This is a genomic window from Mangrovibacterium sp. (assembly GCF_059905295.1).
This window is the reverse complement of the sequence record NZ_JBZQJF010000079.1, coordinates 18,664-31,422: the sequence shown is the minus strand read 5'-3', so window position 1 is coordinate 31,422 and position 12,759 is coordinate 18,664. Positions and strand designations below refer to the sequence as shown.

Here is a 12,759-nt window from a genome sequence, read left to right as displayed (position 1 = left end):
TTTTCGAGGGTACCACTTCTTAACCGGAACGTAATCAGCTTAACCATTATTTATAGCGGATTTAAAATTTGATTATCCGCCCTGTAATCCTGACGGGCTATTTTGCAATTGGGTCTGATCCTGGCTTTTTTACATTGGACCTGAATCTCAAAAACCATCAAAATCTATCGGGATGATTACTCTGAGAAATAAATTTGCCTTACTTCAAAATAACGGTTTTCGTTGGTACCTGCTTGTTTATTCCCTTTTCTTATTGCTGGGCTTAGTTATCCTGTTAACAACAAATTATGGCGATGTCGTTTTGTTTGTCAACCGCTTTTCGCGGATGGAATGGGATCGTACGGCCGACTGGATTACCCGAATTGGCTTGGGGAGTACCATGGTTATTGCGGCATTGGGATTTGCCTTGTATAAGCTTCGTTACTCCTTAATGATGTTGTTTAACCTGGCGCTTGTGGGGATCGTCACGGGAATCTTCAAGAATTTCCTTTTCCCGCATGTGGTGCGCCCCATGAAATACTTCGAGCCGGAAGCCTTTCACCGCATGGTTCGCTTGTTTGATTATAACCTGTTGCATAGTTTCCCGTCCGGTCACTCCATGACTATTTTCGCTATGATGAGCTTACTGGCCTATTTTTCAGGGAAAAGGGTAGCCGGTGTCTTATTTGTCTTCGTTGCTGTCCTTGTTGGACTGACCCGAATCTATTTGTTGCAACATTTCTTTGTTGATGTGTATGTTGGTTCGCTATTGGGTTTGCTTTGCACTATGGCAACCATCTGGATGGGCGATCATGTTGTTAAGCTGAAAGCCCGTCAATTCTTCCAATATCCTTTTCTTGTTTACCGCTTACGTCGTAGTTTTTCTACTTTTTTCTGGTAATCAACACTGTCGTCGGGCTCTCAAACAGATCATGTGCACTGAAACTGATTTCTGCACTTGCCGGTAATTCAATTTGTCCGATCTTCTTTTGGGTTGAAATGATGACTCCCTGGGGATATTGCTCAAAGAATGCCTCCATTTCACCTGCTTCAATTTCCGGTATTTCCCGTTTCAGGTTGAACGCGTAAGCTGCGTTGAATTTTTGGAAATAGCGAACTTCTTTTCCTTTGAGGAGGTTGAGGCTTTGTGCAACCGGGTTGTGCTTGTCGATAACCGGGAAGGCAAAACGAAAGAAGATGAATCCGGTAATTACGCCGGCTAATAAGATCGCCGTTATTGCTGCTTCAAGCTTACGTTTGTAGTAATAAAGAAGTGCTAAGCCGGCCAGTAGCGGAAAGGGAAGGAAATACCAAGCTACATACGGAACATCTTTAACTGACGGATCGAAACGGAGGCCCATGAGCAGTCCCGGAACAAGGATTAAAGCAATGGCAAATAGCACCCACAATCCGGTTCGTAATGCTTTGGGGGCTTCGAACTTTTCGTGCAGGAATATTCCGGTCAGAATAGCCAGGTAGGGCAATGCCGGAACGGTATAATTTGGCAACCGGGTTTTTGAGAGCATGAAGAACCCAACAATTGTCAGCCCGGCAACCAGGTTGAAGAGGATGAACGACTCTTTTCGGTTACGAAAGCCCTGGCGGATGGCTTGTGGCAGAAAAACCGAAAAGGGAAACAAGCCAATGAGCACATAGAGCAAGGTCAGCAGGAAAGTGCCGCCGTGCCCCTCCATCTCTTCCGAGAAACGCCCCAGGTTATGTTTCAGAAAAAAGCCTTCCGTCCACGCTCCGTTGGTATGCCAATGAACCAACAGGTACCAGGGCAAAGCAATCAGGATTACAAGTGCCGCACCTGCAAAGGGGTAAAGCCGCCGGAGAACCGGCCACTTCAATTGTTTGCTGAAAAGCAGAAACAGGAAACAGATTACGCCCGGAAGTGCAATAGCGACCGGCCCTTTAGCCAACGTTCCCAAGCCGATTGCTGCATAGAGGGTGACGCCCCAAATTGGTTGTTTCTCTTCGAGGAAAAGGTAAAACGAAAACAGCGCCGCAGTCATAAAAAACACCAAATACGGATCGGGAACAGCCAGGTGAAACTGGATACTTAAATGTATGGAGGCTAACAGGACAAGCGCAGTCAGTAAGGCCGGTCTGGCTCCGGCTTGTTTTCGCGTGAATAAGAAGGTGATCAGTACTGTGAGCGCTCCGAACAGGGCTGAGAAAAACCGGGCAGCAAACGGATTTACGCCGAAGACGGAGTAGCTCAGCATCATGAAAAAGTAGTGCAAAGGTGGTTTGTCGGTGCGGAGTATTTGGTTGAATGTGGGCACCACAAAGTCGGTTCGTTCCAGCATTTCGCGCGCACACTCGGTATTTTTAGCTTCATCCAGAATGTAAATGCTTACCCCTCCGCTGTTGTTGAGGTATAGTATCCATGCCAGTGCAAAAATCAGCCACGGAAGATAATTCAGTCTACTTAAGCGTTCAAACATAATCGGAATTTAGACCCTCAAAAGTAGGAGAAACAGCAGAGCTTAGCTGGCTGTTAACCGAAATCTATTGGTTTTGTAGATGAAAATTAATTGCATGCTATCGGAGGAAATTGTTGCTTACAATTAGCTGAAACAGTAGTGGGTTTACGGTAACGGGAGTGTTTGTGTTCGGTTTTCGAAAAGCCTTAATCGGGCTTTTGGGTATTCCTTGACAAATGTTTGGGGGAACTAAGTGACTTTTTTTTAAATTCGTAGCGCATTTTGCAAAAAGCATTTAACGTATAGTAAGATCCTAATGAAAGAATTAAGTCTGGTTGTTTGCGTTTACAACGAAGAGCAAAACATAAAACCACTGAGCGAACAGGTTAAAAAAGCCTTGGCTGGCTTTGACTATGAAGTGTTATTTGTCGATGACGGATCGACCGATACGACCCGCGACGAAATCCGGGCGATCAAGGATGAACATTTTGTTTTGGTTGAGCTGAAACGGAATTACGGGCAAAGCTCAGCACTTCAGGCCGGTATTGATCAGGCTCAAGGTGAATATGTAGCCCTGATTGATGGCGACTTGCAAAACGACCCCGCCGATATTCCCATGATGCTGGATATGCTGAAAGAAGGTGACTGGGATATGGTTGCCGGTGTTCGGGCAAACCGTAAAGACGGCGCTTTCCTGCGTAAAATTCCCAGTAAAATTGCCAATTACATCATTCGCGAATCAACCGGTACGCAAATGCGTGATTTGGGCTGTACGTTAAAAGTATTCACTAACGAGGCTATTAAAAGCATCCATATCTACGGCGAGCTGCACCGCTTTATCCCGGTTCTGCTGGCTCTGGAAGGTTCAACCCGGATGACCCAGGTTGATGTAAACCACCGTGCCCGTGAGTTTGGCCGTTCAAAATATAACTTAAGCCGCACAACCCGTGTATTCAGCGACCTGGTGTTGATGCTTTTCTTACGTAAATACCTGCAACGTCCGATTCACTTCTTCGGAAAAATGGGAATCCTGACCTTCGGTATCGGCGTGTTGATCAATGTATATCTGCTGATCTTAAAAATCCTGGGGCAAGACATCTGGGGAAAACCACTATTGGTACTTGGTTTGATTTTATTGGTGGCCGGTATTCAGTTTATCACCACCGGTATCATCGCCGAAATGCTGATGCGTACTTATTTCGAATCGCAAAACAAGAAACCTTACCGCGTGCGTAAAGTCGAGATTGTTGGTTAGCCTTTGGGCTGATAAAAGATACTGTCAAGGAGCCTGCATTTAATGTGCAGGCTTTTTTTGTTTGGGCCAATTTGGTGCTGGTGTGAGCTGAAAGTGGCTTGGTGTATGCGGAAAATGTATTGGTCTGCTGTGAAAATCTATTGGTGTGGTCTGTTTTGGGTCTGGTAGAGGTGTTATCCGCTCTTTCAGGCCTTTTCCGTTTGGGGAAGAGGCTACCAGAGGCGGGGACGAGCTTACCAGAAAGGTAGACGAGCTTACCAGAGAGGTAGATGAGGCTACCAGAGAGGTAGACAAGGTTACCAGATTGGTGGATGAGCTTACCAGAGACGGGGATGAGTCTACCAGACGGTGGGAAGAGTCTACCAGATTGGAGGAAATGGTTACCAAGCTGCTGGACCCGATTACCGGGCTATTGGAATACAAAGCTGGAGATTAAGGCATGCGTTCCAACTATTCATCTTTCATCCCAAAGGTATTTTTGGCACCGCTGAAAACCGATTTCCACCAGTAATTTAAGGCTGATTTATGGGGATCGCGGTAATAGTGAATGTCGTCGGGCAGCAGGATCCTGGTGCGCGGGCTTTTCGACTTCAACATGAGGCTATTGGCCAGAAAGCTCAGGAACCGGGCTTCCTTGGTATTCCCTTTTTTGTGCGAGAGTATGCTGATCTTTAAATCGTCGTAGGCAAAGCGTAGTTTACCGTTAGCCACTACCGAGTCACCCGAAAACTCAAAATCGAACCGGTTTAACTGGCCCGAACGTACAGAGATGGATGCTCCGTTCTCGGTAATCGGGTTAAGCGCCGTGAGGTCGAACGGACTAAGCGAACCTTTGGCTTCAAAGCGATTGTCGGGCGAGTTCATATCAAATTTAAACGAAGCTTTCAGCGTACTAACGCCCATGAGTTTGGCCTGTGCTTTCAGGTACATCTTCGGGTTGCTGTGTTGCAGGTATTTCAGATTGGTGAATGGGTACAGGCTGGCACTGGCATCTTCAAAGCTTACGCGGCCAGGCTCAGGAATGTCTTCGAGTTGCTCGTTGTAAATAAAAGTTGAATGGCTCAGTTTCACCGTATCGAAATAGAAAGGCAGCTCAATACTTCGCATCAGATCCTGGGGCAGCGGCGGGTTTTTAAGCTCGTTGACGGGCTTCCGCTTGTCGCGGTAAATGAGCATATTCATCTGGTCGATGGCGATCGTTTTGCCGGTTAGTTCTTTATTTTCAAACCAACGGTTGAGATCCAGGTTTTTGAGCTCCACCTGGTTGATGTCGCCCGAGTAATAGTCTTGCTGATTGTCGATATGGTTCTGGAACTCATCGGGGCCATAATGCGGAATGAAATGGATGCCATTGAGGTAGAGATTGCTCTGTTTTGTGGAGTAGGTAAAGCGGTCAATCAGTAAATCGTAAAGCTTCTGCTTGTCGGTATACTTCATATTTTTCCGCACGATGGTCAGTTCTTGTGCTCCAAGTGGTTTTTCCGATGGTTGGCTGTCCAGTTTTACCTGATCCATGTCAATATCAACCTGGTTGAAGCTAGTCTTTTTCTTTTTCCCTTGTATGTTAAAGGTTGCATTTCGCAGCTCTACCTGTTCCGATGAAAGTTCGTCCATCAGTACACTCAAATCGCGCGATAGTTTAATATGAAGTGGATTTTTCTCTTGTTCCTGTTCGGTAGGGTGGAGGTTAAAGACCGGGTTTTGAACCGTGATTCGTGAGGCATGAAAGCGGTTGTTGTCGAAGGCATCGCTCGGATCCAGCTGTTCAAAACGCAGTTCGGGCAGGATGATTGACTCAATGGGTTTGACTTTGTTTGAGGTGTTTTTGATCTGCAGGTTAGTCAGCATTAAGGCTTTTTGCCCGGATGAAAAACGAATTTCGTCGGCTGATATGGAGTAAGGTTGTTTTTCGGGAGTCAGTAAAGTATTGGTCAGCTCTGTTTCAATGCTGGAAGCCGAAAATCGTGCTGTCTGGTTATTGATTGTTCGTTTCAGTTGGGCATCTTTCAATTCAAACGAAAGGCTTGAACTTGCCAGTTTCTGCTTGTTGTCGCCGCTTCCTCTGAAAATTTGTAACTCCCCATTATTCAGGCTCACCTTTTCAATAGTCAGCTCTTTCACCTCTTCAGGAAGCGGTATTTGCAGGTCTTTAAAGTTGAACTTACCATCACCGGCGTGGTTTTTATACAACTGAATTTGTGGCGACTGAACAGATACCGAGCCAACATCGAGGATTTCGTCGAAGACGGCCTTCTCCAGGTTTACCTGGTTAAGCTTAATGCTTGGAATACTGATGCGGAAGTGCCAGGGTAATTGGTTGTAGTTGGGGCTGCTTGGTTCAGGGTAAAGCAGTGCATCTTTAATTTCGCCACTCGATGTGGCCGACGAGAAGCTGATCTCGCTGGCTTGCAGGTAGTGAACATTGTCGGACAAGCGGAACATGTGATCTTTGATTTTCAGATCAAACGAATCGGAGAATAACATGCGGTTGCTGTTCAGTTCGTTTTCATTCAGGCGGAAGTTCTTCAGGTTTACACTGAATTGATTGCTGAAAGTGGTTGTTTTTCCCCGGCGGCTGTGGTTGGTGAGCTGGAACTCACCATCGTTCACGGCTATTTCGTGAATGTTAATGTCAGTAATGTAGGTTTGAAGCAGATCGTAAAATTCTTTCGGATTAATTTCCTTGCCGTTTTGCCTGAAATGGGCAAATACTTCAAAGTTGATTTTTGGTTTGGAGATGATAAACTGGTTGATGTTGAGTTTTTTCCTGAAAAAGGCATGGTGGATATCGGTATTTTTCAGGCTTAGCGATGGAATGCGGATATCGTAGAGCTCCGAACGGTTGAGCTTTCTGAGCGCTTGTTCGGTGTTCTTGCTTTTGTTGGGGTAAAGGTGCAGGTTTCGCAGGGTGGCCGTTCTGCGAAGGCTCGACACGTTGATGGAGCCAACCTTGAGAATGTGCAGTTGGTCGGCCAGTTTCATGGTATAGTTCCTGAAGTTGAGCTCCAGGTTAGTCGCAAAAAACAGCTTGTCGGTTCGGTGTGCACTGATCGAATCAAGTGAAAAATCAGTCAGTCTTAAATTAAAATCGGCCGCAATGTGGCCCTCATCACTCTTATGACTAAAATCGTTAAACTGAATGTGGCCATCGTTAATGGCGATGAGGTTGGCATAAACACCTTTAATATAATCGCGAATAAAAGAGTAAAGCAGGCTTTGTTCATCGTGCTGTTTCTCATTGCTTTCAGTTAGTTGGTTGATCTGAACTTGCGGTTTGTAAACGGTTAAGCCGGTAAGCGGAATTTCCCGCTGGTGAAACAGTTGCGAAAGATTTACCTTTTGCATAATCAGGCTGTCACAGGTCAGGTTTACGGTTACAGGAACCTGATCGCTGTCGACCTTGTCCGGTATCAGCGTTATTTTCCGGGCCTTCATAGTGCTGTCGGCTGTTGAAACGGAAATGTCGCTGGCTTCAAAATGATGCACCCCGTCGTTTAGATTCAACTGGTACGAACCAATTTTTAGCTTGAAGTTGTCGGAGTATAAAATCTTTTCAGGTTCGGTTCTGCTTAGTGAATCCAGTTGGAAATTCTCAGCTTTAATTCGGACATTTTTGAAAACCTGAGAGTTGTTCATGTTATCGCTTTTGGGGAGAAATAGAAGCGTGTCGGCATTCATTTGCAGATGTCTTACTTCTACGAAATTGAAATCATTTTTAATCAACTCGAACAAGTCATATTCCTTGAGTTCACGAAAGCTGATTTTCCGGGCATTCGTAGCAGGTTTAACCCGAATTGAACTATGAAGAATATCCACCGAATCGATCCTTACGGAATCGTTGTTTAGAATATCACGCAGGTTTTCCGACTTCAATCTTATTTCGGGGATCTTGATCCAGTATTTAGTCGCCTCTTGTTTGGCTGAATCGATCGGGAAAAGGGTCAGGTTTTGTCCGAAAATGCTTTTGTGTCCGATGGAATAGGTGAGCTTTTCAACCTTTAACCGGTGAATTTTGTCTCCCAGGGCATGGCTGAAATTGACAATTTCGAGGAATATGTCGTCAGCATGGAAAAATTCCTTTTCGGCATTCAGGATCGCCGCATTCATGCGAAAGTTGCTGATGCCAATGTTTAGGTTCTTGATAGAATTCAGCGGCGATTGCTCCTTGTTGAGCTGGTACTGAGCCAGATTGGCCTGTTGCAGGTTGATTTCACCGATGGCTATTTCCCTCAAACTGGTGTTAAAATAAGGTTTCAGCTTTTTAAATAGTTCTTCTTTATTGGGAGCATCCTGTTTCTTGCCATCCAGACCGTAAATCTCAAAGTCCGGTTCCTTTATTTGCAACGCAGCCATGCTTAGTTTGTGGTGAAAAAGGAAGTCCGAGATGGATAAGTCGGATGCTGTAAGTTCCGAGGCTGTAATGGAGTAGTGGCTTTTCTCCGGTTTTAGCGGGATTAAACGAATAGAGTCGATTCGTACTGTTTGGGTGTAAAAGTTCGCCTTGATGTCGTAAAATGAAAGGGTGTATTCTCCTTTGCTCGACTCTCGAATGTATTCGCTGATATGTTTTCGGACGTAACCGGGAGCAGCCAGCGCAAGCCAAACCGATACAGCAGCCAGGACGATTAAAAAGCCGGCTGCTATTTTTCGGATTGTTTTCTTTTTTATGCGTTTTTTCTTTTCTCCCATTCCGGTTATTTCGAAAACAAGTATGAACTAAAAATAGATTTTATTTTTCATAAGGTAGCTGTGAATTTCGGAAAAATATTCAATTAAAACAGGCTGTGAACGATTTCGTTTTGCTTCGAATTTATTCCCTGGTAATTTTAGTCAGTCATCGGGTATTTTACTTTCCATTTCGCATGAACTCCTTTCTGAAACTGTTGTTAATGGGATAAATAATGATTGAAAAATCCAAACGTATGATGAAGCTGAGATATACCTTTTTGATTGGGGCTTTTTTCGGACTTCTGGCTTGTCAGAATGCAAAGCCAAAAGCTGAAGTGTTGCAGCCTGAACCTGCGATTTTAAAAACAGCAGCTAAGGAAACGGCCGAGCTGACGGTTCATCCGGGGAAGCCCGTTTTCGACCAAAATTGCAAAGTTTGTCATCAGGATCAGGGGCAGGGCGTATCAGGCATTTTTCCTCCTTTAACGCCAAACCCCTATATTGTCGATAAAGCCAAGATAATCGATCTTGTATTAAACGGGATGAAGGGGAAAATTGAAATTGATGACAAGAGTTACAATGGTATCATGGTTCCGCACAGGCAGTTGAGCGATCAGCAAATTGCTGATGTAATTTCGTATGTGCGGTCGAGTTTTGGTAATAAGCTGGACGCTGTTAGCCCGCAGGAAGTAGGAGCTGCCAGAAAATAAGCTGACAAAAGCCGGAAGTTTTTAATCTCTTCCGGCTTTTGTGGTTTATTGTGCGATGGCGAAGCGGGCAAAAACTTTATAATTCAGTTTGATCTTTTTGAAACTGATATCCTGATCAGCTGCCTTGCCGGTATCCTCACTTTCGGCCACCATGCTTAGTGTTGCCATTTTGCGCACATAGGGTTGAACGTAGCTGTCCCGTTCCTGAATGAACAGGATTTTCCCGGTTTTTTCACCTACGGCGCCAAGTAAATAATCGGCTTTCTCTTTGGCATTTTTCATCGCTTTTATCTTCACTTCTTTCTTCAATTCGTCCATCTCGCTGTGGTCGAGTCGACTGATAAAGGCATTCTCTGCCTTCACTTCATCTAATATATCCAGCAGCTTGGCTATTTCTTCGGGTTTGCTCAATTCCATTTGATAATCTTTCGAGGCCAACACATCCTTCTTTTTGCGTTTAATGGTCACAAAATCCGAGTTGGCGTCGGCAAGGGATAAATTTTTAAGGTTGAAACCAGCTGATGAGAGTTTCTTCTTCAGGTCTTTCTCAATTTTGTCCAGATCTGTTTTGTTGCGTCCGTCCATACGTTCCTTTAAGGTAAACTGAACGTAGATTTCGTCGGGCACGATTTCCATTTCGCCTTCGCCGGTAACTTCAATGTAGGGTGTCGATTCCAGCGGGTTTACGATGGTCTGTGCTTTGGTAATTCCTGCAAGTAAAAGCAGGAAAAAGGTGAGATAAACTGTCTTCATGGTATAAAATTTAGTTTCTAAATTGTTTAAAACGAAAGGCTTGCTTTTGTTGTTGATAAACCCTTTTATACGGGCTTTATTTAAATTGTATCTTTATCAAAAAAGAAATTTCATGGAGCCCTTTCTGAAACAAGTTGCCCGGTTTTTATATCAAACTCATGGTGAGCATATTAATCGTATTTCGATCGTTTTCCCCAGCCGCCGTTCACATGTTTTCTTCAATGCCTATCTAAATGAGCTGGTTGAGAAGCCAGTGCTCGGTCCCGAGGTGATTACCATCAACGAACTTGTTTCTAAATTCTCGGGGTTGCAAATATCAGACCACATTAGTCAGATTCTTTTGCTTCACCAAATTTACAAGGCTGAAACCGGACACGACGAAGAGTTGGATGAATTTTTCTTTTGGGGGGAGATTTTGCTGAATGATTTCAATGATATTGATAAATATTTATTGAATGCCGATGACCTGTTTCAGAATATTTCGGATTTGAAGGATATTGAGAGCCGCTTTGATTATTTAAATCCGGAACAGAAGAAAATCATTGAACAGTTTTGGGGTACCTTAGGAAAAGCTGGTGGATCGGCTAACCGCGAAAAGTTTATGCAGATCTGGAATAAGTTATCTGCCGTATATCGCCGATTTAAAGCAGAGCTTAATAAGGAGAATCTTGCCTTTACGGGCATGTTATATCGCGATTTGATTGAGCAATGGACGGAGGAAAATGAAAAGACCTTGAGGTCGGAGCGGTATTGCTTTGTGGGGTTTAATGCCCTCAATACTGCGGAGGAGAAGCTATTTCGAAAGTTTAAACAGCTTGGAATCGGGGATTTCTTTTGGGATTATGATCCTGCTTTTGTGAGTGATTTGGGACATGAAGCCGGACTTTTCATTCGTCGAAATCTAGTGGTTTTCCCGATGCCGGAAGGTTTTGTTTTGGATCAGGGTGAAGTGACTACACCCAAAATAAGTATTGTGTCTGTTCCCGGGCAGGTGGCGCAAACGCAGGTGCTTAATCATCCCGAGTTTGCCGGAACTTTGTTGCGGGATCCCCGTTTTGATGATGCTGCCCTGGTTTTGGCAGATGAGAGTTTGCTGGTGCCTATGGTATCGTCGGCCGGTGCTCAGTATAATAAAATCAATATCACGATGGGCTATCCCATTCAGAATACACCGGTTTTCAGTTTCATCAATCAACTAATCGATTTACAGAAAAACTTTCGGGTGTATGGTGGCGGAGATGCTTTTTATTATAAACCGGTGCTTGCCTTGTTGAGCCATCAATTGCTGGCTGATGCAACTACGAAAGAAATTGTTCGAGAGATTCATACCGAAAACCGGATTTATGTCCGGGTGAGCGATCTGGATAAAAATGAATTGCTAAGGCTGATTTTTACGAAGTTAAGTCGTTGGGAGGATTGTGCTACCTATTTACTTGATGTGGTGAAATTGCTTGCATTGAAGCTGGGGGCTTCATCCGATAATGAAAGTGACCCGGCACTGGAGGCTGAGTATTTGTACCAGGTATATTTGGCTATTCAGCGGTTGCAGGAAACGCTGGAGCAATTTCACCCGGCAAAGATTTCCTTGTCGCTGTTTTACCGGATTTTGCAACAGCATTTGCAGCGCATCAGTATTCCTTTTGAAGGGGAGCCGCTTTCGGGCTTGCAGGTGATGGGGGTGCTGGAAACCCGTAACCTGGACTTTAAGCGCCTGTTTCTATTTTCGGTCAATGAAGGGCGCCTGCCAAACACCTCATCCACACATTCTTTCATTCCTTATAATTTGCGCAAAGCTTTTGGCTTGCCTGCCTATGAGGAACAGGATGCCATGTATGCTTATTATTTCTACCGGCTGGTGCATCGGGCAGAGGAGCTGGTCTTGGTTTATGATTCCTCGGGCGACGGAATGGGGTCGGGCGAGATGAGCCGTTATATGTTTCAACTTTTGTATGATTCGGACTTGAAGCCTCGGGTGATGCAATTGAACTTCGATTTTAAATCGACTGAGTCTACTCCGATCAGTATCGCTTCAACACCGAAACATCGCGAGTTGCTTTTATCACGTTATGCCGATCGACGATTGAGCCCAAGTGCCCTGAATGTGTACCTGGATTGTAAACTGAAATTCTACTTTAAATATATTGCAGGAATTAAGGAGACTGACGAACTACTGGAAGATGTTGATCCTCGATTATTTGGAAACTTGTTTCACTATGCTTCAGAGATGATTTACAAACCTTTTATTGGCCGGCAAATGACGTCGGACAATATTGAGGCTATTCTCAAAAGTGAGGTTGTTATTCGCAAAGCCATTAATGATGCGTTTAAGCGCGAATATTACAAAGATCGTTCGCTGAAGGAGGTTAAGATAACGGGGAAAAATATTCTGATTGCCGAAAACCTAAAGACCTACCTTAGTCGGATGTTGGAGAACGACAAGGTTTTTACTCCTTTTGATGTGGTTGCCCTGGAGGGAAATTGTGAGGCCGATTTTGAGTTGGATATTGAAGGTCAAACGCGAAGCATTAAGCTTGGAGGTATTGTTGACCGGATCGACCGGACGAAAGAAGGTTTACGGATTATCGACTATAAAACAGGTCGCAGCCTGGTGTTGAAGTTTAATAATTTTGAGGAACTGTATCGTCGTGATGCAGATAACCGGCCTAAGGAAATTTTGCAAACATTGGTTTATTCCGAAATTTACCGACGCATGCATGGAACGGCTGATATTCTGCCGTCGATCTATAAAATCGATACGTTCTTCGGTGATGAATTTGATCCGGCCATCAAATTAAGTGGGCAATCGGTCAAATATAGTCTGATTTCGGAGCCTTTTGTTGAAAGTTTGGACGGACTGCTCCACGATATTTTTAGTCCGGAAACTAATTTTGATCAAACAGAGAAAAAACGGAAATGTGAAAACTGTCCGTACAATACAATTTGCCGGCGTGTTTAACGAAGC

7 protein-coding genes are annotated in these 12,759 nt (G+C 44.4%); 4 read left to right on the top strand and 3 right to left on the bottom strand.

What is annotated here, in order from left to right; all coding sequences use genetic code 11:
• Positions 1-172: 172 nt before the first annotated feature.
• On the top strand, positions 173-880 hold the full coding sequence (locus AC37HE_RS04395) for a phosphatase PAP2 family protein (RefSeq protein WP_500781571.1): 708 nt from the start codon (positions 173-175) through the stop codon (positions 878-880).
• Here the strand turns inward: AC37HE_RS04395 and AC37HE_RS04390 are convergent.
• Positions 864-2,432 (bottom strand): ArnT family glycosyltransferase, encoded by a 1,569-nt coding sequence (locus tag AC37HE_RS04390; protein WP_500781570.1) that lies wholly within the window; start codon positions 2,430-2,432, stop codon positions 864-866. The genes AC37HE_RS04395 and AC37HE_RS04390 overlap by 17 nt on opposite strands.
• A gap of 295 nt (positions 2,433-2,727) precedes the next feature.
• Between AC37HE_RS04390 and AC37HE_RS04385 the strand changes: the two genes are divergently transcribed.
• A complete protein-coding gene (locus AC37HE_RS04385) occupies positions 2,728-3,666 on the top strand; it encodes a glycosyltransferase family 2 protein (RefSeq protein ID WP_500781569.1) in 939 nt (312 codons plus the stop codon).
• Positions 3,667-4,116: 450 nt separating this feature from the next.
• Here the strand turns inward: AC37HE_RS04385 and AC37HE_RS04380 are convergent, their stop codons facing one another.
• On the bottom strand, positions 4,117-8,355 hold the full coding sequence (locus tag AC37HE_RS04380; RefSeq protein WP_500781568.1) for a hypothetical protein: 4,239 nt from the start codon (positions 8,353-8,355) through the stop codon (positions 4,117-4,119).
• Positions 8,356-8,588: 233 nt separating this feature from the next.
• Between AC37HE_RS04380 and AC37HE_RS04375 the strand changes: the two genes are divergently transcribed.
• Positions 8,589-9,044 (top strand): c-type cytochrome, encoded by a 456-nt coding sequence (locus AC37HE_RS04375; protein WP_500781567.1) that lies wholly within the window; start codon positions 8,589-8,591, stop codon positions 9,042-9,044.
• Between the two features lie 45 nt (positions 9,045-9,089).
• On the opposite strand, the gene AC37HE_RS04370 is transcribed toward AC37HE_RS04375, so the two are convergent.
• On the bottom strand, positions 9,090-9,797 hold the full coding sequence (locus tag AC37HE_RS04370; RefSeq protein ID WP_500781566.1) for an SIMPL domain-containing protein: 708 nt from the start codon (positions 9,795-9,797) through the stop codon (positions 9,090-9,092).
• Between the two features lie 112 nt (positions 9,798-9,909).
• On the opposite strand from AC37HE_RS04370, the gene AC37HE_RS04365 reads away from it, so the two are divergent.
• A complete protein-coding gene (locus tag AC37HE_RS04365) occupies positions 9,910-12,753 on the top strand; it encodes a PD-(D/E)XK nuclease family protein (protein ID WP_500781565.1) in 2,844 nt (947 codons plus the stop codon).
• The last annotated feature ends 6 nt before the right edge of the window (positions 12,754-12,759 follow it).

Bases quoted from the DNA above. Each gene is read 5' to 3' on its own strand.
- AC37HE_RS04370 (WP_500781566.1), bottom strand. From the start codon at position 9,797: ATGAAGACAGTTTATCTCACCTTTTTCCTGCTTTTACTTGCAGGAATT.
- AC37HE_RS04380 (WP_500781568.1), bottom strand. From the start codon at position 8,355: ATGGGAGAAAAGAAAAAACGCATAAAAAAGAAAACAATCCGAAAAATA.
- AC37HE_RS04385 (WP_500781569.1), top strand. From the start codon at position 2,728: ATGAAAGAATTAAGTCTGGTTGTTTGCGTTTACAACGAAGAGCAAAAC.
- AC37HE_RS04390 (WP_500781570.1), bottom strand. From the start codon at position 2,432: ATGTTTGAACGCTTAAGTAGACTGAATTATCTTCCGTGGCTGATTTTT.
- AC37HE_RS04395 (WP_500781571.1), top strand. From the start codon at position 173: ATGATTACTCTGAGAAATAAATTTGCCTTACTTCAAAATAACGGTTTT.
- AC37HE_RS04365 (WP_500781565.1), top strand. From the start codon at position 9,910: ATGGAGCCCTTTCTGAAACAAGTTGCCCGGTTTTTATATCAAACTCAT.
- AC37HE_RS04375 (WP_500781567.1), top strand. From the start codon at position 8,589: ATGATGAAGCTGAGATATACCTTTTTGATTGGGGCTTTTTTCGGACTT.